This window comes from Pseudomonas sp. RU47, from assembly GCF_004011755.1.
Lineage (GTDB): Bacteria > Pseudomonadota > Gammaproteobacteria > Pseudomonadales > Pseudomonadaceae > Aquipseudomonas.
On record NZ_CP022411.1, the window covers coordinates 2,461,999 to 2,485,539 of the forward strand.

The 23,541-nt window shown below is 61.1% G+C and carries 24 protein-coding genes; 9 read left to right on the top strand and 15 right to left on the bottom strand.

The window, feature by feature from the left end; translation table 11 throughout:
* Positions 1 to 94: 94 nt before the first annotated feature.
* On the top strand, positions 95 to 1,333 hold the full coding sequence (locus tag CCX46_RS11245; protein ID WP_127926707.1) for a M20/M25/M40 family metallo-hydrolase: 1,239 nt from the start codon (positions 95 to 97) through the stop codon (positions 1,331 to 1,333).
* Between the two features lie 707 nt (positions 1,334 to 2,040).
* Positions 2,041 to 2,343, top strand: coding sequence for a hypothetical protein (locus CCX46_RS11250; RefSeq protein WP_038369113.1), 303 nt, complete (start codon positions 2,041 to 2,043; stop codon positions 2,341 to 2,343).
* A gap of 133 nt (positions 2,344 to 2,476) precedes the next feature.
* On the opposite strand, the gene CCX46_RS11255 is transcribed toward CCX46_RS11250, so the two are convergent.
* The 8 genes from CCX46_RS11255 to CCX46_RS11290 form a co-directional block, all read right to left on the bottom strand.
* Positions 2,477 to 3,346, bottom strand: coding sequence for an isocitrate lyase/PEP mutase family protein (locus tag CCX46_RS11255; RefSeq protein WP_007919546.1), 870 nt, complete (start codon positions 3,344 to 3,346; stop codon positions 2,477 to 2,479).
* A 167-nt stretch (positions 3,347 to 3,513) separates the two neighbouring features.
* Positions 3,514 to 4,548, bottom strand: coding sequence for an arginine N-succinyltransferase (astA, locus tag CCX46_RS11260; protein WP_016983246.1), 1,035 nt, complete (start codon positions 4,546 to 4,548; stop codon positions 3,514 to 3,516).
* 58 nt (positions 4,549 to 4,606) lie between these two features.
* Complete coding sequence (locus CCX46_RS11265; protein ID WP_127926708.1) at positions 4,607 to 5,623, bottom strand: arginine N-succinyltransferase; 1,017 nt, start codon at positions 5,621 to 5,623, stop codon at positions 4,607 to 4,609.
* A 118-nt stretch (positions 5,624 to 5,741) separates the two neighbouring features.
* Entirely contained in the window at positions 5,742 to 7,091 is a 1,350-nt protein-coding gene (locus CCX46_RS11270) for an APC family permease (protein ID WP_007919552.1), read from the bottom strand.
* A gap of 77 nt (positions 7,092 to 7,168) precedes the next feature.
* On the bottom strand, positions 7,169 to 7,921 hold the full coding sequence (locus CCX46_RS11275; protein WP_127926709.1) for an N-formylglutamate amidohydrolase: 753 nt from the start codon (positions 7,919 to 7,921) through the stop codon (positions 7,169 to 7,171).
* The gene (locus tag CCX46_RS11280; protein ID WP_127926710.1) at positions 7,905 to 9,236 is read right to left on the bottom strand and encodes a glutamine synthetase; all 1,332 of its coding nucleotides are present in this window, start codon (positions 9,234 to 9,236) and stop codon (positions 7,905 to 7,907) included. Before CCX46_RS11280 ends, CCX46_RS11275 begins: the two co-directional genes overlap by 17 nt.
* Positions 9,233 to 9,877: an isochorismatase family cysteine hydrolase gene (locus CCX46_RS11285; protein ID WP_127926711.1), complete on the bottom strand. Its 645-nt coding sequence runs from the start codon at positions 9,875 to 9,877 to the stop codon at positions 9,233 to 9,235. Before CCX46_RS11285 ends, CCX46_RS11280 begins: the two co-directional genes overlap by 4 nt.
* A gap of 2 nt (positions 9,878 to 9,879) precedes the next feature.
* A complete protein-coding gene (locus tag CCX46_RS11290; RefSeq protein ID WP_016983252.1) occupies positions 9,880 to 10,734 on the bottom strand; it encodes a MurR/RpiR family transcriptional regulator in 855 nt (284 codons plus the stop codon).
* 330 nt (positions 10,735 to 11,064) lie between these two features.
* On the opposite strand from CCX46_RS11290, the gene CCX46_RS11295 reads away from it, so the two are divergent.
* Both CCX46_RS11295 and cobF read left to right on the top strand, forming a co-directional pair.
* The gene (locus CCX46_RS11295; RefSeq protein WP_127926712.1) at positions 11,065 to 11,634 is read left to right on the top strand and encodes a histidine phosphatase family protein; all 570 of its coding nucleotides are present in this window, start codon (positions 11,065 to 11,067) and stop codon (positions 11,632 to 11,634) included.
* Positions 11,634 to 12,389: a precorrin-6A synthase (deacetylating) gene (gene cobF / locus CCX46_RS11300; RefSeq protein WP_127926713.1), complete on the top strand. Its 756-nt coding sequence runs from the start codon at positions 11,634 to 11,636 to the stop codon at positions 12,387 to 12,389. Before CCX46_RS11295 ends, cobF begins: the two co-directional genes overlap by 1 nt.
* 219 nt (positions 12,390 to 12,608) lie before the next feature.
* Here cobF and CCX46_RS11305 read toward each other — a convergent pair whose 3' ends face one another.
* Genes CCX46_RS11305 through CCX46_RS11315 form a run of 3 tightly spaced genes read right to left on the bottom strand, consistent with a single transcriptional unit; the run spans position 12,609 to position 15,189 of the window.
* Positions 12,609 to 13,790: an acetyl-CoA C-acetyltransferase gene (locus CCX46_RS11305; protein ID WP_127926714.1), complete on the bottom strand. Its 1,182-nt coding sequence runs from the start codon at positions 13,788 to 13,790 to the stop codon at positions 12,609 to 12,611.
* An 11-nt stretch (positions 13,791 to 13,801) separates the two neighbouring features.
* A complete protein-coding gene (locus CCX46_RS11310; RefSeq protein ID WP_016983256.1) occupies positions 13,802 to 14,467 on the bottom strand; it encodes a CoA transferase subunit B in 666 nt (221 codons plus the stop codon).
* Between the two features lie 23 nt (positions 14,468 to 14,490).
* Positions 14,491 to 15,189: a CoA transferase subunit A gene (locus tag CCX46_RS11315; protein ID WP_007919568.1), complete on the bottom strand. Its 699-nt coding sequence runs from the start codon at positions 15,187 to 15,189 to the stop codon at positions 14,491 to 14,493.
* Positions 15,190 to 15,461: 272 nt separating this feature from the next.
* Between CCX46_RS11315 and CCX46_RS11320 the strand changes: the two genes are divergently transcribed.
* Positions 15,462 to 16,349, top strand: coding sequence for a LysR family transcriptional regulator (locus CCX46_RS11320; protein ID WP_127926715.1), 888 nt, complete (start codon positions 15,462 to 15,464; stop codon positions 16,347 to 16,349).
* Positions 16,350 to 16,565: 216 nt separating this feature from the next.
* Here CCX46_RS11320 and CCX46_RS11325 read toward each other — a convergent pair whose 3' ends face one another.
* Together CCX46_RS11325 and CCX46_RS11330 are read right to left on the bottom strand one after the other, a co-directional pair.
* Complete coding sequence (locus CCX46_RS11325; RefSeq protein WP_127926716.1) at positions 16,566 to 17,408, bottom strand: NAD-dependent protein deacetylase; 843 nt, start codon at positions 17,406 to 17,408, stop codon at positions 16,566 to 16,568.
* A 55-nt stretch (positions 17,409 to 17,463) separates the two neighbouring features.
* Complete coding sequence (locus CCX46_RS11330) at positions 17,464 to 18,510, bottom strand: class I SAM-dependent methyltransferase (RefSeq protein ID WP_127930378.1); 1,047 nt, start codon at positions 18,508 to 18,510, stop codon at positions 17,464 to 17,466.
* A 314-nt stretch (positions 18,511 to 18,824) separates the two neighbouring features.
* On the opposite strand from CCX46_RS11330, the gene CCX46_RS11335 reads away from it, so the two are divergent.
* The gene (locus tag CCX46_RS11335) at positions 18,825 to 19,664 is read left to right on the top strand and encodes an HvfB family MNIO-type RiPP peptide maturase (RefSeq protein ID WP_127926717.1); all 840 of its coding nucleotides are present in this window, start codon (positions 18,825 to 18,827) and stop codon (positions 19,662 to 19,664) included.
* A complete protein-coding gene (locus CCX46_RS11340; protein WP_127926718.1) occupies positions 19,657 to 20,409 on the top strand; it encodes an HvfC family RiPP maturation protein in 753 nt (250 codons plus the stop codon). The genes CCX46_RS11335 and CCX46_RS11340 overlap by 8 nt, the downstream gene beginning before the upstream one ends.
* A 128-nt stretch (positions 20,410 to 20,537) precedes the next feature.
* Here the strand turns inward: CCX46_RS11340 and CCX46_RS11345 are convergent, their stop codons facing one another.
* Together CCX46_RS11345 and CCX46_RS11350 are read right to left on the bottom strand one after the other, a co-directional pair.
* Entirely contained in the window at positions 20,538 to 21,845 is a 1,308-nt protein-coding gene (locus CCX46_RS11345; RefSeq protein ID WP_127926719.1) for an ATP-binding protein, read from the bottom strand.
* Positions 21,842 to 22,582 (bottom strand): response regulator, encoded by a 741-nt coding sequence (locus CCX46_RS11350; protein WP_064392669.1) that lies wholly within the window; start codon positions 22,580 to 22,582, stop codon positions 21,842 to 21,844. The genes CCX46_RS11345 and CCX46_RS11350 overlap by 4 nt, the downstream gene beginning before the upstream one ends.
* 297 nt (positions 22,583 to 22,879) lie before the next feature.
* Between CCX46_RS11350 and CCX46_RS11355 the strand changes: the two genes are divergently transcribed.
* Positions 22,880 to 23,143: a DUF2790 domain-containing protein gene (locus CCX46_RS11355; RefSeq protein WP_077572182.1), complete on the top strand. Its 264-nt coding sequence runs from the start codon at positions 22,880 to 22,882 to the stop codon at positions 23,141 to 23,143.
* Positions 23,144 to 23,172: 29 nt separating this feature from the next.
* Entirely contained in the window at positions 23,173 to 23,511 is a 339-nt protein-coding gene (locus CCX46_RS11360) for a hypothetical protein (protein WP_127926720.1), read from the top strand.
* Positions 23,512 to 23,541 lie beyond the last annotated feature (30 nt).

Consider the following 23,541-nt stretch of genomic DNA (forward strand, 5'->3'; position numbering starts at 1 on the left):
GTTGTCGGTTAGATCAGTGTCGCATTCGGTGTAGAGCCTCGCGCCGATGTCGGGTACGGTTAAATCCCCTCCGACGCGAAACAAGGATCGCTTCATGACGTGCTCATTTTCTCGCTCCCTGCTGGCTGCCAGTCTTGGCCTGTCTCTCGCTTTCTCCGCTGCCCATGCCTTCGCCGAACCGCACAAACAAGTGCTCGCCGATGCCGAGCAATACCAGCCAGAAGCGCTGAAATTGCTGGAGCGGCTGGTCAATATCGACTCCGGTTCCGGCTATGAACCGGGCCTCAAGCAAGTCAGCGACATCGCCATTGATGAGTTGAAAAAACTCGGCGCGACCATCGAACTGGTGCCCAACACGCCGGAAAAATCCAACCATGTACTGGCCACGTTCAAAGGCACCGGCAAGGCGAAAATCCTGCTGATGGCGCACATGGACACGGTGTTCAAGGAAGGTTCGGCGGCCGAGCGGCCGTTTCACATCAAGGATGGTCGTGCTTACGGGCCGGGGGTGATGGATGACAAGGGCGGCATCGTCGCCGGGATCTATGCGCTGAAAGTCCTGAAAAACCTCGACTTCAAGGACTACGCGCAAATCACTTTCCTGCTCGACGCCAGCGAAGAAACCGGTTCGGACGTCGCCACCGACCTGATCAAGAAAACCGCCAAACAGCACGACGTGACCCTCAACCTCGAGCCGGGCCGCCCGGCCGATGGCCTGGTGGTATGGCGCAAGGGCAGCGCGACGGCGCTGGTCGAGGTAAAGGGCAAAGCCGCGCACGCTGGCGTCGCGCCGGAGCTGGGGCGCAACGCCGCGATGGAGGCCGCGCACCAGATTCTGCAACTGGGCAAACTTGGCGATGAGGCGAAGAAAACCACCATCAACTTCACCGTGCTCAAGGCCGGTGACCGCACCAACGTGATTCCCGATCAAGCCACGGCCAAGGCTGACGTGCGCGCGGCGGTGCCGGAGGAGTTCGACCGGATCGAGAAGGATCTGGCGCGGGTGTCGCAGGACAAGCTGATTGCTGAGACGGAAGTGAAGACCACTCTGCAACGCGGCTTGCCACCGATGCCGCAGACGCCGGAGTCGGACCGTCTGATGGCCATGGCCCAGGGGATTTACGGGGAGATTGGCCGCAAGTTGACGGAGGAGGGCAGTGGCGGTGCGGCGGATGCGAGTTTGTCGGCCGGGGTCGGCACGCCGACGCTGGATGGTTTCGGGATTGTTGGCGGCAATATTCACACGCCGGAGGAATACGCCGAAGTGGCGAGCGTGGCGCCGCGGATTTATCTGTTGTCGCGGATGATTATGGAGTTGGCCAAGCCGCGGTGAAGGGGTGATCGTTCCCACGCTCTGCGTGGGAATGCCTCAACGGACGCTCCGCGTTCGGCTTTGTGTGGGACGCAGAGCGTCCTGGGCTGCATTCCCACGCGGAGCGTGGGAACGATCATTAAGCCGCGGTGAGGTGGTTTGCGGTGTGATGAGGTCGGCGGGGTGCCAGATAAATCGGCCCCTCACCCTAACCCTCCCGAAACGTCGGACCGCCCAGAGGGAGAGGGGACTGATCGCGTTGTTTCTGGTCCATGTGGCAACCGGCAGATCAAGTTGAATGCAAATTCGCATTCAACGCGGTCTCTCACGTCGGCGTAGCTCCCGAGCATCCCCCAATCAGTTCCCTCTCCCTCTGGGAGAGGGCTAGGGTGAGGGGCTTTTGTGGGAAAAGTGGAAGGCGCGGGCGGCGTACAACTTTCCAAGACGTTTCCTACAACGTACCCTGTTGCCGCGTTTCGGTATCGACCCCTATAGTTCGGGTTCGCGGAAAAACACCGCGAACGACCTTGGCCGGTCGATACAGAGACGTACAGTCTGCCCAACATATTCAGTCGAAGTTTGTCTGTGATGTTGTGTTATGGCGGCTGTGCGTGGGACACCTTCGGGTGTGCCGGTTCCTGTATCCGGTCGGCCAACCCGCGTACGGCTGCCACCTTCCTCGTTTGGCCGCGACTGGTGGTAGCTCTTTCAATACAGGAGTTAAACCAATGTGTGATCAAGTAATGCCCCGCTTCCTCCCCATCGACACGTACGACGCCGAATCCCCGGTGCTCTTCCTCAACACCCATTCAGAACTCAGCGACATGGCCGCCTGTGCGATGCACCGGTTTGTGGTTGTGCGCGATCTGGCCGACACCTTTGCCAGTCTCAACCTCAAGGGCATATCCGATTGTGATCTGACGCGGGTGACCAGTGCGGTGCATCTGTTGATGCGCGAGGGCTGTGCGATTCTGAATGTGATTCAGGCGCGGGCGGTGCAGCGGGAGGAGGCTTACAAGACGCCGGTTTAGCGGTGTAGCGGCTGTTGCTATCGCGAGCAGGCTCACTCCTACATTGGATCTTCAGTACACACAGCATTTGTGTTCAACACTGATCAATTGTAGGAGTGAGCCTGCTCGCGATGGCGTCAGCCCGGCCAACCCATCACTCCTTGACGCTCATGTATTCCTTGGCCCAGAGAATGTATTCCTCCGGTTGGGTATAGGTGTGCGTCAACTCGGTCGCGCTCAAATCGGACGCCTGGGTAAAGATCTGCCGCTGTTCACGCAAGCTGTCATACGTCGCTTTGATCGCCGCAAAGTACGCACCATGCCCATCAATGGTCACGCGCACACCGAGTTCGGCCAGACGTTTGTCATCGCGCAACGCCGGGTTGCCGTAGGTCACCAGCATCAGCGGAACGGTCAGGTGTTCGGCGATTTGCTCGAGCTGATCGAAATCCTGAATCCCGACCATGCAGATGCCGTCAGCCCCGGCAGCCTGATACTGGCGAGTGCGGCTGATGATTTCCTGGTTCGGCAGGATGCCGGCGTTGGTACGGGCGATGATCGCCATTTCCGTATCAACCCGGGCTTCCAATGCCGCGCGGATCTTGCCGACGCCTTCGGCAACGGTGATCAGGTCGGTGGATTTGCGGCCGAATTGGGCCGGCAGCAAGGTGTCTTCGATGGTCAGGGCGGCGACCCCGGCGCGTTCCAGTTCAACGATGGTGCGCATCACGTTGAGGGCGTTGCCGTAGCCGTGGTCGGCGTCGGCGATCACCGGCAATTGGGCGACGCGGCCGATGCGGGTGGCCTGTTCGGCGAACTCGCTGAGGGTGATCAGGGCAAAGTCCGGGGCACCGAGCACCTGCAACGAGGCCACGGAACCGCCGAGGATCCCCACTTCAAAACCGAGGTCAGCGGCAATGCGCGCGGACATCGGATCGAACACCGACGCCGTGTGATAGCAGGTGTCAGAGGCCAGCAGTTGACGGAAGTTACGGCGCAAATCTTGATGGGAAAGCCTGGTCATACGAGTTCCACCAATACAAAGGAATGGAAAGGCTTGAACAAAGGTGTCAACGCCGAAGAATGAAAAGGCTATCACGCGAATGGGTCAATGATCATGACGAATTTGCAAGGGACAGGTTGTCGCGGACTCTTTTGCTGAAAGGATTTACCTTTTTGCGGTGATGACCGTCAGGCCGCCACCGCCTGTTGCTGTTGATTGGGCAACATCGCCGCGCGCACCGAATTGCCCGGTTGCAGTTGCAGGCGCTTGGCGGTGAGGCGGTCGATCACCAGGCTGCTGCCGACCCGGCGGGCGCGGGCGACGGTGATGCGGCAGTTTTCCAGACGGCGGTTGTGAATCAGCCACAACGGTGCCTGTTCATCCGGGCTGCCGAGGCTCAGGGTCAGCTCGACGCTCTCGCGGACGGTGCGGATATTGCGCACCGGCGCTTCGATCACCGGGCCGCCGTCGAAGATGTCGATGTAGCCTTTGTGGGTAAACCCTTCGGCCTGAAGGATTTTCAGCGCCGGCTCGGTATTCGGGTGTGCCTGGCCGATCGCCGCCTGGGCTTGTTCGGTGAGCATGCAGGTGTACAGCGGCTGGCGCGGCATCAGTTCGGCGATGAACGATTTGTTGCCAAGTCCTGACAAGTGATCGGCATGGCTGAAGTCCATTTGAAAGAAATGCCGGCCCAGACTGTCCCAGAACGGCGAACAACCGTGTTCATCGGCACTGCCGCGCAGCTCGGCAATCATCTTCTCGCCGAACAGATGCGGGAACTCGGCAACGAACAGCAACCGCCCCAGCGACAGCAGGCGGCCATTGCTGCCGTGGCGCTGATCATGGCCAAGAAACAGCGAGCACAGCTCCGATTGGCCGGTCAGTTCGTTGTTGAGAAACAGCGTCGGTATCTGCCGCTGAATGCCCAGATCCGGCGCCGAACTCACGGTCAACCCGACCCGATAGTTGTACCAGGGCTCGCGCAGGCCGACCGCCCCGGCCAGGGCGCTGACGCCGACCACGCGCATGTCGTCGTCTTCGAGCACAAACAGATAGTCCGCGTCGGCCCGTTCTACCTGTTCGGCGAACGCTCGTTGCGCCCAGCGGACCCGGTGGGACAGGCGATCTTCGTTGGCCGGCAGGGTGGTGAACCCCGGGCCGGCCTGTTGCACCAGCGCCATCAAGGCTGGCAGGTCGCTGACTTTGACCGGGCGGACAATCATGCTGTAACTCCTTCGCGCCTGTTCGGGCACTGTCGTTGGCTGCGCAACCGGGCGGGTTTCACAGGGCAATCAGCCGAATCGGGCTGCCATCGGTCACGTTCAGCGCCGCACACATTGCCGGGGTGAGGGACAGCGGTTGATCGGGTTGGTAATCGAGTTCGGCAATCATCGCCCGGAAGCCGTGCAGCGCGTCATTGCTCAGCAGATAACGGCCACGGGCATCGATCTGTGGCTGTTGCTGCACCGTTGCCATCTGGCTACGCGCGATCGAACGGATATTGGCGGTGCGCGCATACAGAGTCGGGCCCGCGTCGAACAGGTCGATGTAGCTGTTGGTTTCGAAGCCTTCACGCTCAAGGATGTCGAACGCTTCCTGACCGTCCGGGTGGATACGACCGATACAGTCTTGCGCCGCTTGCGGCAGCATCGGCACGTAAATCGGGTATTGCGGCATCAGTTCGGCGAGAAAGGTGCGGCTCTGCAGCCCGCACAGGCGTTCGGCTTCAACGTAGGGCAGGTCGAAGAAGTGTTTGCCCAGTGCATCCCAGAACGGCGAATGACCTTCCTCATCGCTGTAGCCGACGATTTCGGTAATCACCGCCTCGGCGAAGCGCGGCGCATGAGCGGCCATGAACAGCAGGCGCGCCCGTGACAGCAACTCGGAGAACGGCGTGCGCACCAGATTGGCGTCGATGTGAAAGCCGCGCAGCAGTGTGTGATCGTTGAGATCGTGGCACAGCGACAGCGCTGGCACGCCGTGTTCAATGTTCAGCTCGCGGGACGCACTGGTGAAATGGCGATTACGCAGGCTGTAGAACGGCTCGTCGAAACCCGCTGTGGCGAGAATTTCCGAGCAGCCAACCAGACGCTGTTCGTCGAGGTCTTCCAGCACAAAGAAGTAATTCTCCGGGCCGTTAGCCTCTGCCGCGCTGGCGAACGAAGCGCAGGAACCGGCGATTTTCTCGCGCAGGCGCTCGCTGTCATCCGGCAGGGAGGTCACGCCCACCAGACTGTCGCGGGCCAATTGTTGGAGCTGGGGCAGGTCAGTCTGCTCGACTGGGCGTAAGACCAGCATGGATGTACTCCTGTATCAAAAGGTTCGGCAAAGTCGCCGAACCTGACTATCACTGTCGGTTTCCACGCGATAAATCGGCGGTCGCCTGATTTGTTGTCAGACGCCGCTCTTTTTCTTGTCAGCCGTTGCTCGGGTCCGGCAGCGCGGTGCTGGCGCCGAGTTTGTTGAGGAAGAACAGGTACACCAGACCCAGAGCAATCCAGATCAGACCGAGTTTCTGCGCATCGACGCCCATGTTGTACATGATGGCCGCGACGATGATGAAGCCGACCACCGGGCAGATCAGGTGACGCACGACCTGACCGGACTTTTGCCGACGCCAGTAGTAGTTGATCACTGTCAGGTGCAGCAGCATGAAGCCGCTGAGCGCGCCGAAGTTGACCAGCGAGGTCAGGGTGTCGACCGAGTTGATGAACAGGTAGCAGATGACCAGCGACAGCACCGCCACCAGATAAATGCTCAGGTACGGCGTGTTGTGTTTCGGATGAACCTTGGCCAGCACTTTTGGCAGTTTGCCGTCGCGCGCCATGCCGAACAGCAAGCGCGAAACCGCGGCTTGCGAGGTGATGGCCACGGCCACGCCCCAGGCCAGCGCCGTCGCGACAGCGGTCAGGGTCGCCAGCCAGCTGCCGGCGGCGATTTCGGCGATTTCATAGAACGCGGTGTCGGCGGACTTGAAACCCATGCCGGCCGCCAGATCGGTGGCGATCCAGGTTTGTGCAACGAAAATCACGCCCATGACCACCAGGGTGATCAACGCGGCTTTGCCAACGCTTTTGCCCGGATCACCTTTGATTTCTTCGGCGAGGGTAGAGATCGCATCGAAGCCGAGGAATGACAGCACGGCAATCGACACCGCTTGCATCAGCAGGGCGAAGTTGAAGGTTTCCGGGTGATACAGCGGCGCCAGGGTCAGCTCGCCGTTACCGCCACCGTTGTGCAGGGCATTCCACGCGTAGAACAGGAAGATGCCGAGTACTACCAGTTGTGCCAGCAGGAAGATGATGTTCATCCGCGCGGTAAAGGTGATGCCGCGCAGGTTGACGAAGGTCGCGCTGACCAGAAACGCCAGAATAAAGCCGACTTTCGGAATGTCCGGGTACAAATGGTTGAGCGCCATCGCCGCGTACACGTAGAGCAGCGGCGGAATCAGCAGGTAATCGAGCAGCATCAGCCAGCCGGCGATGAAGCCGACATGTTGATTGAGGCCGCGTTGCGCATAGGAATACACCGAGCCGGCAATCGGAAAGGCCTTGGCCATGCTGCCGTAGCTCAATGCGGTGAACAGCATCGCCACCATGCCGATGATGTACGCCAGCGGCACCATCCCCGGGGCTTCGGCGTTGACGTAGCCGTAAACCCCGAACGGGGCGATTGGGATCATGAAGATCATCCCGTACACCACCAGGTCGGTCAGCGTCAGGCTACGTTTCAACTCTTGCTTGTAGCCGAATTCTTCAATTTCCATGAAGCGCAACTCCTTGTCAGCCAGTCGGTCGTTTTAGTTGTTATCGGTCCATCGTTTACAGCGTCAGCAGTCTTTCATTACAGCAATGGCGCGAGGTATCCGGCCCAGCGCGATACGGCTTCGGGGCTGCGCAGCAAGTCGTTGCGCACCTCGATCAACACCGAGTCGAGGCCACGGGCATCGCCGTGCACGGGCACGGTCATGTCGCCCAGCGGATCAATCCTGTACGGCTGATTACCGGCCACTTTCAGCGGGTGTTCGCCGAGTCCATCGAGCAAACGTTGCGCGTAGGCCTTGGCCTGACCGAACAGCACGCCGGCTTCCAGCGGTCGCGGCTGGCCGTAATACACCGGAGTGAAGCTGTGAATCCCCACCACACGCACTGCCTGGCCCTGAGCAACACGCTCGTCGATCAAGGTTTGCAAGCGCGCGTGAAACGGCTTGAACAGGGTCTGACGGCGGTATTCGCGGGTGGCTTCGTCCAGCTCGCGGTTGCCCGGCACCTGATAAATCTCGCTCTGCGCCGGAATGCTGTCGGGGGCGTGGCGTGGCCGGTTCAGGTCGATCAGCAGGCGCGAATAATTGGCGCTCAACAGGGTGGCGCCGAGCCTTTCCGATAACTGCTCGGCCAGTTGCAACGCGCCGATGTCCCAGGCGATGTGTTCGCGGGCGGCGCTAGCGTCCAGGCCCAGATTGTTCAGGGCCTCGGGGATGTAGCGGCTGGCGTGTTCGCACACCAGAATCAACGGGTGCGTGGAGTCGGCGCGGCTCAGGTTGTAGGCCGGACGGGTGTACAACCCCAGTTCGGCGGATTCAGTACAGGCGTGCATAGTGCTCACACAAGTCAGCGGGCGAGAGCTGTTCCGTCAGCGCCAGTTCCTCGGTTTTCAGGGCGTAGTAGGTGTCGAGCAGCGGCTTGGGCAGCCATTCGGTGAAGGCGCCACTGTTGCGCAGGCAATCCAGCGCCTGGGCCAGCGAGGCGGGCAGGGCGACGATGCCCCGGGCCTTGCGTTGCTCGTCGTTGAGTGAATCGGGAATTTCATTGGTGATCGCGTTCAGCGCGAGGCGTTGTTCGATACCCAGTCGCCCGGCGATCAGCAGCGCAGCCATGGCCAGATGCGGTGAGGCAGTGGCGTCCATGGCGCGGAATTCGAGGTTGAACTGGTTGGCCACGGGCTTGCCGCCGAGGGTCACGGTCGGACAGATGCGCAGCGCCGCTTCGCGGTTCTGTTGGCCGAGACAGGCGTAAGAGGCGCTCCAGTGATGCGGCTGCAAGCGTTCGTACGACACCGGAGTCGGTGCGGTAAACGCACACAGAGCCGGCAAGTAATGCAGGATCCCCGCCGCCCAATGCTGGCCGAGGCTCGACAGACCATTGCTGGTACCAGCGTCGTAGAGCATCGGCAGACCGGCCAGATCGAGCAGGCTGACGTGCAGATGCACGCCGTTGCACACCGCGTCGGCGGTGGTCTTCGGCGCGAAGCTCAGGTCGAGGCCCATTTGCCGGGCGATCTCACGGCTGATCTCGCGCACGTTGACGGCGCGATCGGCCGCTGCCACACCGAGCGTCGGGCGGCAGGTGATTTCGTATTGGTGCTTGCCGTATTCGGGCAGAAACATTTCCGGCTCGACACCGCCGGCGCGCAGGGCACTGAGCAGCCAGCCACCGAACTCGGCACCTTGGCGCTGGGCTTCGAGGGAGAACGCCAAGTGCTCAGCAAAACCGGCGTGCAGGTTGAATTCGTGTTCGAACGCGGCGTTGACCTGCAAGCCCAGTTCATCGCGATAACGTTCGATTTCGTCACGCAACAGCGTGCGCGGGCAGGCGCCCCACGGGCGGCCATCGGTTTCGCGAATATCGCCGTGAATGAAATCCAGCGCCGGCGCGTTGGCGTCGGGGCCGTTGCCAACGGTGACGCGGCTGCTCAGATCGGGAATCAGCCGCAAGTCGCCATATGCACCCCACGGATTGGTTGAAGCAATGATGTCCTGCGGCGTCAATGCGCTGTTGGCTGGCACCCAGCCGCAACCGGCGGCCTGATAATGCTCAAGCTCATCAGTAGGAAACGAGCGACCCCGGGTGATGCCGATCAGGTCAGTGGTGACCAGCGTGGTCATCGGCAGCGGCGTCAGGCGCGTGCTCATGGCTGCATCTCCTGCAGGCGGGCGAGCACGGTGTCGGTGTCGGTGATCCAGCAGTAACCCTTGATCGCATTCAGGCAGGCGTGATGGCGTTCGGCGCTGTAGGTGGCGCAGGCATCTTCGACCAGCGTGACCAGATAGCCACGGTCGGCGGCGTCGCGCACGGCCATGTCGACGCACTGGTCGGTGACGATGCCGGCGATGATCAGGTGGCGGGTTTCGAGGTTGCGCAGCACGTAGTCGATGTTGGTCGAGTTGAACACCCCGGACGAGGTCTTCGGCAGGACGATTTCGTTTTCCACCGGGCTCAGGTCTTCAATGATCCGCGCCTGCACGCTGCCTTTGGGCAGGTGCATGTCCGAGAGCTTGTGATCGAGCGAACGGTCACGGCCATCCGCGGTAAGGCTTTCGATAATGGTGTGCAGCACGTTCTGCCGCGCTTCGCGAAAAGCGCTGAGCAAGCGACGTTGATTGGGTACTACCTGCATGTGCGCGCGGGTCAGGAAATACTCGGCTTCAGGACCGTTGAGGTGCGCGTCGAACTGCGGCTCGAGCCAGGCACGCTGCATGTCCACCAGCAACAGCGCGGTGTGATCGGTGACAAACGGCAAGTCCCGCGGCGAGCGGTGGGGAAGGCTGAACATCCTTATTTATCCTCCAGCAGGTGGGTGTTGAAGTCATTGCGCAGGGCATCGATGCCTTCCAAGCGATCGGCGAGGTTTTCGGTGCGCAGGGTCAGGCAGGCAATCAGTGCTTCGACCTGAGCCAGCGCCGGCACCATGGTGTCGAACGGCGAGGCCGATTCGACCGGGGCGCTGATGATCAGGTCGGCCAGTTCGCGCAGCGGCGAGGCGTAGATGTCGGTGAACAGCACCACACGGGCGTTGTTGTTCTTCGCGGCACTGGCGACGCGCAGGGCCTGAGTCTGGTAGCGGCGATAATCGAACACCAGCACTACGTCCTGGCGTTGCAGATCGAACAGACGATCGGGCAGTTGCGCGTTGTCTTCCAGAGCGAAGCAACCGGGGCGCAGCAGGCGCAAGTGATTGAGCAGGTAAGTGGCCATCAGGCTGCTGAAACGCCCGCCGAAGCAATAAACCTGATGCCGCGCGTCGAGCAGCCAGTCGGTGAGAATGCGCACGTCTTCGGGTTGGGTCAGCGATTGGGTTTCGACCAGCAGGCGATGGCTGTCGCCCAGATAGTGGCTCCAGGCGTCGTCCTTGTGCTGATGGGCGCGCGGTTGCAACAGCGTACGCGGCGAGCGCAGACGATGATCCATGTCGCTGAGCAGGGCATCCTGAAATTCGGCATAACCGCCGAAGCCGAGTTTTTTTACCAGCCGCACAATGGTCGGATCGCTGACGCCGGCGTGTTCGGCCAGACGCGCCATCGGCCCCAGACCGTTACGTGGGTACTGATCCAGCAAGGCGCGAACGACTTTGCGCTCCGACGGCGTAAGATCCAGGCCGGGGTCGGTGATCAGGTCTCTGAGAGGGGGCATCCGGGCTCCTGCTGGATGGAGGGTGTTGAATTCGCTTCATAATCCGTTAAAACAGTATTTATGTAACTGACGTTACATGTCTAGTGAATTTTTCAGTGTGTTGAAAAGGCTCCAGAATGGAGCGAGATGCCCGTGTAACAAGGGCTACACGTAATTCGATCGCGCTTGTAGTCCATTGCCCACAACGCTGTCAGATATTGCCGTATTCCTGGCGTTGTCGTTTTTTGCCGTGGCGATCCAGAAGCCCCGCAACCCCCGGTTTACGGCACAATTGCCCACAGAACGGCTTGGCGCCGTTGATTTTCATGAAGGCCTACCGGAGCGATCCCTGTGCAGACCACTCGTTTGACATTGATTTGCCATGCACGAACCGTCGCACAGAAATTGGCGTGTTTTCCTACGAATGAACCTGTTGAAAATAGTGGGTTGGCGCCAGGATCTCTGGCCGACCGTTTCGATGCCTCGCGGCGCTTGATTTGCGCGCCGGAATTGCGCACGCAACAGACGGCGGCATGGTTTGGTGCGGATGCGCAAATTGAAGAGGCGCTGCGCGATTGCGACTGGGGCCGCTGGCATGGGCTGTCGATCAAGTCCCTGCAACGCTCGGAAGCCGCCGCGCTGCATGCCTGGCTAGAAGATCCCCACGCCATACCCCATGGTGGTGAGTCGGTGGCGCAGTTGTGTGAACGCGTGGCGCAGTGGCTGACCAGCCTGCAAGCCACGCCGGGGCATGTAGTGGCGGTGACGCATCCGTTTGTCATCCGCGCCGCGCTGATCCACGTGATGCGCGGCACCGCGTTTCATGACATTGATGTCGAACCATTGTCGATGGTCGAACTGCGCTTCACCGGGCGTTGGCGGCTACGCTTGCCGGGCCTGGACGTTAAAGGAGCACGTTGATGAAACAACTGCTGGTGATCGGCATCGGTGCCGGTAATCCCGACTACATCACGATGCAGGCCGTGAAGGCGCTGAATCAGGTCGACGTGTTCTTCCTGATGGATAAAGGCCAGAGCAAAGACAAACTGATCGACCTGCGCCGTGAGATCTGTGAGCGCTACATCGACGACCCCGACTATCGCTTCGTCGAAGCCCACAGCCCGGAACGCGAGCGCGGCGATGTCGACTACACGGCCAGTGTCGATGAGCTGAACCGTGCCAAGCAGCAGACCTTCGAGCGGCTGATCAATGACGAATTGTCTGATGGCCAGTGCGGCGGTTTCCTGGTGTGGGGCGACCCGGCGCTGTACGACAGCACCGTGCGCATCCTCCAGGCCATTCTGGCCTCGGGCACCTGTGCCTTCGAGTTTGACGTAATTCCCGGGATCACCAGCGTTCAGGCATTGGCGGCGCAGCACAAGGTGCCGCTGAACACGATCGGCCGTTCCATTGAAATCACCACCGGGCGGCGTTTGGCGGCCGGGCAGGTGAGTGATGCGGACAGTCTGGTGGTGATGCTCGATGCTGAAGATTCGTATCACCACGTCGCGGATCGGCAGACCGAGATTTACTGGGGCGCGTACCTGGGCACGCCGGACGAGATTCTGATCAGTGGCAGGCTGGCGGATGTCGCGGATGAGATCGAGCGGGTGCGCAAGGCGGCGCGGGCGGAGCATGGGTGGATCATGGATACGTACTTGCTGCGTAAGCCTTAGATTTTCGCTGGCCGGGCTGGCCCCTTCGCGAGCAGGCTCGCTCCCACAGGGGAACGCATCTCAAAATGTGGGAGTGAGCCTGCTCGCGATAGGGCCGGAACATTCAACGCACATTTCGAACAGGCAAAAAAACACCCGGTGCAACGCAAGTCGCACCGGGTTTTTGTTGCCAGCGAGCTGCGGATGTCGTGGATCCGCCATTCACCGTTGAACCCTGGGTTAAACGCGTTCCAGCGCCAGCGCCACACCCTGGCCGCCGCCGATGCACAGGGTCGCCAGACCCTTCTTCGCATCACGCTTGATCATTTCATGCAGCAAGGTCACCAGCACACGGCAACCCGATGCACCGATCGGGTGACCGAGGGCGATGGCGCCGCCATTGACGTTGACCTTGTCCAGATCCCATTGCAGATCTTTGGCCACCGCCAGCGATTGTGCGGCGAACGCTTCGTTGGCTTCGATCAGGTCAAGGTGGTCGATGTTCCAGCCAGCCTTGTCGAGGCAGCGGCGGGTGGCCGACACCGGGCCGATGCCCATGATTGCTGGATCAACGCCTGCGTTGGCGTAGGCGGCGATTTTCGCCAGAACCGGCAGGCCGAGGGCTTTGGCTTTCTCGGCGCTCATCAGGATGACCGCAGCAGCGCCGTCGTTCAGCGACGAAGCATTACCGGCGGTGACGCTGCCGTCCTTTTTAAAAGCCGGACGCAGTTTCGCCAGGGATTCGGCAGTGGTGTCGCCACGCGGTTGCTCATCAACCTTGAACGCCACCGGATCGCCTTTGCGCTGCGGGATCAGGATCGGGGTGATCTCATCGACAAAGCGGCCGGCTTCAATCGCGGCGGCGGCTTTCTGCTGCGAGGCTGCCGCAAAGGCATCCTGCTGCTCACGGCTGATCTGGTATTTGTCGACCAGATTCTCGGCAGTGATGCCCATGTGGTAATCGTTGAACGCATCCCACAGACCGTCACTGATCATGGTGTCGACGATTTGCGCGTGGCCCATGCGCAGACCGGTGCGTGCGCCCGGCATCACGTAGTTGGACAGGCTCATGTTTTCCTGGCCGCCGGCGATGATCACCTCAGCGTCGCCGCAACGGATCGCCTGTGCGCCGAGGTGCAGGGCTTTCAGGCCCGAGCCGCACACTTTGTTCAGGGTCAGCGCTGGTACGGCGTGGGGCAAGCCAGCCTTGATCGCCGACTGACGCGCCGGGTTCTGGCCGGCGCCGGCAGTCAACACCTGGCCCATGATCACTTCATCAACCTGCGCACCGTCCAGACCGGTCTGCTCGAGTAGCTGGCGGATCACCGCCGCGCCCAGATCAACGGCGGAAACGCTGGCCAGGGAACCCTGGAAACTGCCGATCGCGGTACGCGTGGCGGCAACAATTACGACGTCTTGCATTTTCGAATTCCTCACTGGGCAGCGAACTGCATTTCCGGTACGTGATCCGGGACGATCAGTTTACCAGCGGTTTTGGCGACGATTTCCTCGACGCTGACGCCAGGTGCGCGTTCCTTGAGGACAAAAGCGCCATTTTCGATTTCCAGGTACGCGAGGTCGGTCAGCACGCGCTTGATGCAACCGGCGCCGGTCAGCGGCAGGCTGCATTTGGCGAGCAGCTTGGACTCACCATCCTTCGATGCGTGGGTCATGATCACGATGATGTTGTCGGCGCCAGCCACCAGATCCATCGCGCCGCCCATGCCCTTGACCAGTTTGCCGGGAATCATCCACGAGGCGATGTTGCCTTCGACGTCCACTTCGAACGCGCCGAGCACGGTCAGGTCGACATGGCCACCCCGGATCATCGCGAAGGATTCGGCGGAGTTGAAAATCGACGCGCCGATGCGCGCGGTTACGGTCTGTTTGCCGGCGTTGATCATGTCGGCATCGATGGTGTCTTCGGTCGGAAACGGGCCCATGCCGAGCAGGCCGTTTTCCGATTGCAGCATGACTTCCATGCCTTCGGGAATGTAGTTGGCGACCAGGGTCGGAATGCCGATGCCGAGGTTCACGTAGAAGCCGTCCTGCATTTCGCGGGCGACGCGCTGAGCCATTTGTTCGCGGGAAAGTGCCATTTTTTATTCTCCGTCAGCCTGAATTATTTGCGGATGGTGCGCTGTTCGATGCGTTTTTCGAACGTGCCGCAAATGACCCGATCGACGTAGATGCCCGGGGTGTGGATCTGCGAGGGGTCGAGTTCGCCGGGTTCGACGATTTCTTCGACTTCAACCACGGTGATCTTGCCGGCGGTGGCGGCCAGCGGGTTGAAGTTCTGCGCGGTGTGACGGTAGACGACGTTACCGAAGTGGTCGGCTTTCCAGCCTTTGACGATGGCGAAGTCGCCAGTGATGGATTCTTCCATCAGGTACTTGCGACCCTTGAACTCACGCACTTCCTTGCCTTCGGCGACCGGAGTGCCGACTCCGGTGGCGGTGAAGAAGGCCGGAATGCCGGCGCCGCCTGCGCGCATCTTCTCGGCGAGGGTGCCTTGCGGGGTCAGGATGACTTCGATGTCGCCCTTGAGCAGTTGCTCTTCGAACAGCTTGTTTTCGCCGACGTAGGAGGCGATGACTTTGCTGATCTGGCGATCGGTGAGCAGTACGCCGAGGCCGAAACCGTCGACGCCGCAGTTGTTGGAGACGACGGTGAGGTCGCGGGTGCCTTTGCGTTTGATCTCGGCGATCAGGTTTTCCGGAATGCCGCACAGACCGAAGCCGCCGGCGATGACGGTCATGCCGTCCTCAAGCCCGGCCAGGGCTTCCTCGTAGGAACTCACGCGCTTGTCGAAACCTGCCATATGCACCTCTTTTATTATTTGCGGGCGGCTGGCTAGCCGAATGGTTGGAGTGTCGCGCTGAAGGATATATTTGTTAAGTTGATTTTTAAGGTCGATTGATTGATAAAGCTCAATAATCGCGTTATGGCTTGTCGCTTAACGCTTGACCGTTCCCACGCTCTGCGTGGGAATGCCTCTAGGGACGCTCCGCGTCCAGTGACGCGGAGCGTCACGGGCTGCATTCCCACGCAGAGCGTGGGAACGATCATCACCGACGATCCTGAGGCTTCAGTATGACCATCAAACAGATCCGCGCCTTCCTCGCCGTCGCCCAGAGCTTGAGTTTCGCCGTGGCCTGCGAGCGTCTGCACCTGTCGCAATCGGCGTTGAGCCTGACCATCAAAGCGCTGGAGGAGGGCCTGGGCGGACGCCTGTTCAGCCGCAACACGCGCAATGTGGGGCTGACCGCAGAAGGCGAATCGCTGCTGCCACTGGCCCGGCGGCTGATTGCCGACTGGGACAACGCCGAAGACGAAATGCGCCAGCGCTTCAGCTTGCAGCGCGGGCGAGTGACGCTGGCGGCGATGCCGTCGTTTGCCGGTAATCTGCTGCCGCCGATCCTCAAAACGTTTCGCGCGCGCTATCCGAACGTCAACGTCACGGTCAATGACGTGATCAACGAGCAAGTGCTGGAGATGGTTCGTGATCGTCAGGTGGAACTCGGCGTGGCGTTCGAGCCGATGCAAAACACGGCGATGACGTTCACGCCCTTGTACATGGATCGCTTTGTTGCGGTGGTATCGAAGGATTCGCCGTTGGCCCAGCGCGCTGAGATCGATTGGCAGACGTTGCTTCAGGAGCCGTTTATCACCTTGCAGCGGCCCTCGACGGTGCGGGTGATGCTCGAAGAGCACTTGCAGGCCCGCGGCATGAAGTTGCCGGTGGAGTTTGAGAGCCATCAATTGGCGACCGTCGGGCGCATGGTCTCCAGCGGTCTGGGCGTCAGCGCCGTCCCGGCGTTGTGTGCCGAGCAGATGCAAGAACTGGGCGCCCATTGCCTGACGCTGGACGACTCGGTGGAGCGGGCGATTGGTGTGCTGACCGAGCCGGGCAATGAACTGTCGGCAGCGGCGCAGGCGTTGTTCGATATTCTCAAGGCTGAAGATCTGGGGCGACTGTGAGATCTACCCCCTCACCCCAACCCTCCCGAAACGTCGGACCGCCCCCAGGGGGGCGAGGGGGAAAGGGAGCCAATTGGGGATTTCTCAAATCCTGAGTTCGACTCGAAATTTTCAGGTCGACGTATTGCTTGAGAACAACACGGTCAGTTCCCTCTCCCTTGGGAGAGGGCTAGGGTGAGGGGCCTGGGTCCTGAGTCGAGCACAAAGTGCAGCAACTCACCGATCCAGCACTTCCACCAACAACGGCAAAAGCTGTTCACACGACGCTTCAATCTTCAAATCCAGCAAATCATCCGCCCGGGTCTTGCCCAGATTTATCGCAATCAACGGCTTGCCACGATCGGCAATCACCCGGCACAAACGAAACGCCGAATACGCCATCAACGAAGACCCCACCACCAACATCCCCGCCGCATTTTCCGCCGCCGCCATCGCCCTTGCCGCCGTGGCTTGTGCGACGTTCTCGCCGAAAAAAACCACGTCCGGTTTCATCCGCTCGCCGGCGCAATGCGGACAGTGCGGTACCTGAAAACGCGCCTCGAACGCCGGGTCGAGCAGGGTGTCGCCATCCGGTGCCTGCACGGCATCGACCCCGGCCAGATACGGATTTTGCCGTTCCATCAATTGTTGAATCGAGTCGCGCTCGCTGCGCTGACCGCAATCCAGACACAGAACGCGATGCAGGCTGCCGTGCAGCTCAATGACATCCTGACTGCCGGCCTGATCGTGCAGGGTGTCAACGTTCTGGGTGATCAAGTTGCTGATCAGGCCATGGCGCTGCAAACCGGCCAATGCCTCATGAGCCGCATTCGGCTGCGCCTGACGCACCCTCGGCCAGCCGAGCATCGCACGCGCCCAGTAGCGGCGGCGTGATTCGGCGGCGGCCAGAAACTCCTGATACATCATCGGTTGTCGGCCACGGCGTACACCGTCGCTGTCGCGGTAATCCGGAATGCCCGACGGCGTGCTGATACCGGCCCCGGTCAGCACGAGGAAGTCGCCATCGGCCATCACCTCTTGCAAGGTGTCGAGGTGTTCGCGGGTCGGGCTGTCGAGCATGGTCAGCGCTCCGGAGAAGGACGTTGCCAGCAGGTTAGCACGCGACCCGCGCGGGTTACTTGCGTGCCTCCAGAATCAGGTTGAACGGTGTTTGCGTGGCCCGGCGGAAGTGCTTGAACCCGGCCTCGACAAACACTTTGCGCAAACGCATTTCCCCCGCCTGCGCACCCAGGCCGAGGCCGACTTCCTGCGACAGCGAGTTCGGTGTGCAGATAAACGTCGAGGCCGCGTAGAACAGGCGTCCGACCGGGTTGATGTTGTCGTCCAGCGTGTCGTTGGCGAATGGCTCGACCAGTAACACCGTGCCGTCATCTTTCAGCGAGTCATAGGCGTGACGCGCGGCGCCGACCGGGTCACCCATGTCGTGCAGGCAGTCGAAATAGCAGATCAGGTCGTAGTCGTTGCCGGGGTAGCTCTTCGCCGAACCCTGAAAGAACTTCGCCCGGCTGCTGACCCCACCTTCCTCGGCGCGCTGGGTGGCGACAGTGATCGAGGGCGCGTGATAGTCGTAGCCGACGAAGCGCGAGTTGGGATAGGCCTGGGCCATGATCACCGTCGACGCACCATGGCCGCAGCCGATATCGGCGACTTTGGCGCCTTCCTCCAGTTTGGCCACCACACCGTCCAGCGCCGGCAGCCATTCGGCGATCAGGTGGCCTTTATAACCCGGCCGGAAGAACCGCTCGGTGCCGGTGAACATGCACGGATGGTGATCACCCCAGGGCAGGGCGCCGTTGCCGCGCATGGCTTTGACCAGTTTGTCCTTGTCGTGGAAAAACGACGCCACCACTCCAAGGCCACCGGCGACGTAGACCGGCGAGTCTTCGACGGCCAGCGCCAGGGCCTGCTCTTCCGGTAAACGGAACTGGCCGTCGCGGTGCTCCATGTAGCCGGAGGCCGCATGGGCGCTAAGCCATTCGCGCACCAGACGCGGGTTACAGGTGGTTTTCGCCGCGAGGGCATCGGCACTGATCGGCTGACTGTCGGCCATTGCCCGGTACAAGCCGAGTTCTTCGCCGACGATGACATTGGCCAGCATCGCCGCGCCGCCCATGTCGTTGACCAGTTTGCCCATGAATTGGTTGAGCTTCGCCTCGTCCATCATGTGTGCTCCTGAAACAGGATCACGGTCCGGCGGCGTCGAAGGTCGAGGCGTGCGCCACCGGGCGGTGGTCACGGAGTTGAGCAGGGCACGGCTGACGTCCTGCGTCCCCCTCGACTGGGTAATAAAGGAGTCTAGCCCCGGTCCGGGGCTGGCGCTGTCTTTGTGAACAGCGAAAATTCGGGTGGGAGCGTGTATCACTGTGTATCGCGGTGGCTGGGGGATACACGGGGCGGCAATTGTCCGGGTGGGCGTACACAGCCGTGATACAGGCGTCGACTCCACTGGGTAGACCCATCCATCGAGGTTTCCCCATGCAAATTCCTCAATCATCAACGCAACCCAGCGTCGGCCTCGGCCTGCGCCGTGGCTTGCTGAAAGACCTGCAAGCTGCCCGCACCGGCGATTTCGATTTTCTCGAAGTTGCCCCGGAAAACTGGATCGGCGTCGGCGGCGCCCTCGGTGCGGCGTTGCGTGAGCTGGCCGAGCGCTACCCGTTGTCCTGTCACGGCTTGTCGCTGTCACTTGGCGGGTCGGCACCGCTGGATGTCAGCTTCTTGCAGGAAGTCCGAGTGTTTCTCGATCGTTACAACGTGCCGCTGTACAGCGAACACCTGAGTTATTGCAGTGATGACGGGCATCTTTACGACTTGCTGCCATTGCCGTTCACCGAAGAGGCAGTGCACCACGTCGCCGCGCGAATCCGTCAGGCTCAGGACATTCTCGGTCGGCGTCTGGCCGTGGAAAACGTCTCCTACTACGCCGCCCCCCGTCAGGATATGGATGAAGTGACTTTCACCAACGCCGTGCTGCGTGAGGCCGGTTGTGACCTGCTGCTGGACGTCAACAACGTGTACGTCAATGCGATCAACCACGGCTTCGATCCGCAATCGTTTCTCGCCGCTATCGAGCCGGGCCGGGTGGTCGGCATGCATGTGGCCGGGCATTTCGATGAGTCGGATACGCTGAAAATCGACACCCACGGTGCCTCGGTAAAACCGGCAGTGTGGTCGCTGCTGGCCGAGGCCTATGCGCGGTTTGGTGCGCAGCCAACGCTGCTCGAGCGGGATTTCAACTTTCCGGCGTTTTCCGAGTTGGTCGTCGAGTTGCAGACCATTCGCCACTTGCAAGCGGAGGGTAGCCTTCGTGGATAACCTGATGCAGCAACAACAGGCGTTGACCCGATATTTGCGCGACCCCGAGCATCAATCGCCACCGGCCGACATGAACGCGGCGCGGGTCAACGTCTATCGCGATCTGGTGTTCAACAACGTATCGCAACTGTTGAGCGGCACGTTTCCGGTGTTGATCCGGATCATCGGTGAGCAACGCTGGGGTCTGCTGGTGCGCGGCTTTTTGCGCGACTGGCGGGCGCAGACCCCAAAGTTTGGCGAGATTGCCGAGACGTTTCTCGACTATCTGGCCACGCCACCGCAGGTAATGCGCGAAGGTGAGTGGCCGGCGTTTTTGCTGGAGCTGGCGCATTACGAATGGGTCGAGATGGTTTTGCAGCAGTCCGATGCTCAGGCGCTGCCGGCGACCGATCCGGCGCTGTTGCTGGAACGCCCGTTGCAGATCTCGGCACTGGCCTGGCCGTTGGCGTATGCGTGGCCGGTGCATGAACTCGATCCAAACCATCAGCCCGCCACGCCACCGGACCAACCGACGTTTTTGCTGGTGCGGCGTGCGGCGGACTGGAGTGTGAAGTTTTCCGAGTTGAGTCCGCTGGCCTGGCGGTTGCTGCAGCGCATCACCGAGTTTGCACCGCTGACAGGGCGTGAGCAGTTGCAAGGTCTGGCGCAAGAGGCCGGGCAGTCGACGAGCGCTTCGTTCATGGACAGTGGGCTGGCGTTGTTGCAGCAGATGCATGAGGACCAGGTGATCGGTCTGGCATCTTGAACACTTAAACCGCGCCGCACACTGTGGGAGCGAGCCTGCTCGCGAAAGCGATCTTTCAGTCAACTTGAGCATCGACTGACAGGACGCCTTCGCGAGCAGGCTCGCTCCCACAGGGACTTTCGCTGTTCTCAGGGGTGCAGGGGGAGTTTCAGTTCCGCACACAACCCGCCGCCCTCGCGGTTGCTCAAGGTCAGCGCACCCCCCAGCGCCATGGCCAGTTGCTGGGCGATGGCCAAGCCGAGGCCGGTGCCGCCGGTATCGCGATTGCGCGAGTTTTCCACGCGGTAGAACGGTTGCAGCACTTGCGCCAGTTCGGCGTCGGCGATGCCCGGGCCGCGATCCATGACGGTAATCGCCAGACTGCCCTTGTTGGCTTCGACCCAGACTTCGGCAGCGCCGGCGAATTTCAGCGCGTTGTCGGTCAGATTCACCAATACCCGGCGCAAGGCATGGGGCCGGGTGTCGATGACCACCGCACTCTTGCCGACCAGGTGCACCTGCTTGCCCATGTCCTGATAGTCGAACACCAGGCTTTCGAGGAAGGAGTCCATGTTGGTGCGACGGCTTTCCTCGGTCGAACCGTGGATGCTGCGCGCATAGGCCACGCCTTCGCGCACCAGATGCTCCATCTCGCTGAGGTCATTCCACAGTTTGTCTTTCTCGGCGCAATCGTCCATCAGCTCGGCGCGCAGTTTCATCCGCGTGATCGGCGTTTGCAGGTCATGAGAAATCGCCGCCAGCAATTGCATACGCTCTTTGAGGTAAGCGGCGATGCGCGCCTGCATCGCGTTGAATGCACGGGCGGCGTAGATCACTTCGGTCGGGCCGCTTTCGTCGAGGTTGATCGGGTGGGCGTTGGGGTCGAGGGTTTCCACGGCGTTGGCGAGGCGCGTCAACGGACGCACCGCGATGCGCACCGCCAGCCAGGTGCAGGCGATCATCAACGCCAGTTGGCCGAGCAAGACCATCGGCAACCAGGGTGACAACGGCACCATGGCGGGGCGCACGTCGATGGTCACCGGGCTGCCGTCGCTCAGGCGCAGATGGCCCTGGAAGTGTTTCTTCGGCCCGGGGATATCAGTGAAAGTCAGCGGATAGCGTTCACCAATGGCTTCGGTGATCGAGGTGACGGCTACCGGCACATCACTGGCCTCGATCGGCGTGCCCGGTTCACCTTCGCTCAACAGGTAGCCATAATTTTTTCGCGCCAGACGCTCGAGCCAGGCCGGGCGCTCTTCGGCAGGCAAGCGATCGAGGATCGCAATCGAGGTCGACACGTCGGTTTCCAGATTGCCGAGCATGGTGTTTTTCGCACTCTGGTAACGCTCGTAATACTGCGCGCCGAACGACAATGCCTGGGCCAGCAGCAAGCCGATCAGGAAAATCAGCGACAGGCGCGAGGCGAGGGTACGTGGCCAGTGCAGATTGACGCTCATGCCGGCGCCCCGAGAATTTCGACTGGCAGCGAGAACACATAACCTTCACTGCGCACGGTCTTGATGTAGGCCGGCTCGCGCGCATCATCCAGCAGACGCTGGCGCAAACGGCTGACCAGCAAATCGATCGAGCGGTCGAACAGGTCAGCATCACGACCCTGCGTGAGATTGAGCAATTGATCGCGGCTGAGCACCCGTTGCGGGTGATCGAGAAACACCCGCAGCAAACGGTATTCGGCGCCGCTGAGGGCGACCATGGTGCCGTCCTTGTCGAGCAGGTGGCGGGCTGAGGTGTCCAGCTGCCAACGGCCGAAAGCCAGCAAGCGACCGGCCTCGGTGACCACCAGATTCGGCGGCAGCATCCGCGTGCGGCGCAGCACGGCGTTGATCCGCGCCAGCAACTCACGGGCGGCGAACGGTTTGGTCAGGTAATCGTCGGCGCCCATTTCCAGGCCGATGATGCGGTCGGTTTCATCGTTGCGCGCGGTCAGCATCAGTACCGGCGTGGCCTTGTGTTTGCCCACGCGCAGTTCCCGGCACAGCTGCAGGCCATCGTCGCCGGGCATCATGATGTCGAGCACGATCAGGTCGACGGTGTTGGCTTCGAGAAAGCTGCGCATCTGCCGGCCATCGGCGACCACGGTGGTGCGCAGGCCGTTTTTCTTCAGGTAGTTGCCCACCAGTTCACGGATCTCGCGGTCGTCATCGACGATGAGAATGTGATCGACATGTTCCATCGGGTTCGAACCTCTATCAAAGGGGAATGCCATGCAGTCTATCGAGCCTCGCGCGGCTCGCCTGCCTGCCTTTGTATTGCAGTGTATCTGCCGTGACGACGGATACATGAACACGCAAAAACGCAGTTTTTTCAGGGTTTTGTATCGCTGTGTATCCCCCGCCGAGCGGGATACACAGCGATTGAAACGCGGCCTTTCCTGACACAGACGCGATACCTCGCGGGCCTCAAATAGGCTCCATCGAGGCCCACACAGATCGCCTCGGCTCAAACCCACTGAAGCCTTGAGGAAAACGCCATGAACAACAAATCCGTAATCGCCGCCTGCCTGTTTGCCGCGCTCAACATCTGCACGCTGTCGGCCCGTGCCGAAGCCGCTGTCACCGCGCAAACCTACACCTACGGCACCCACCTGGATATCCAGAAAGTTCTCTCGCTGAAACAGGACAACTCGGTGACGTGCGGGATTGTCGAGGCGCGCATGACCTACCTCGATTCGGCCGGTCAGACCCGCGTGCTCGATTACAGCAAATTCGCCGACGGCTGCAACAACGACAATTGAGTCATCACTCTTTATAGAAGGAAACAACCATGAACAACGTATCGCGCTTTTTGACCGCTATCGCTTTCTCCCTGGCCGGCGTCGCCGCCCATGCCAACGCTGCGGTTGAACAGCATAGCTGTCACAGCAGCACCTGCTTCCAACTGACGCCGGTGGCCAAGCAAGGCACCGATGGCTTGATTGCCGCGGACGGTTCCAGCCGCACGCCGCAGGGCCAGATGTTTGCCGCAGACGGCTCCAGTCGCACGCCACAAGGGCAGATGTTTGCCGCGGACGGTTCCAGCCGCACGCCACAAGGCCAGATGTTTGCCGAAAACGGCGCCAGCCGTACGCCGCAGAGCCATTGGCTGGAAAGCCAGAACGTCTGAATGCTTCATCACAGTCATTGAACCAGGGTG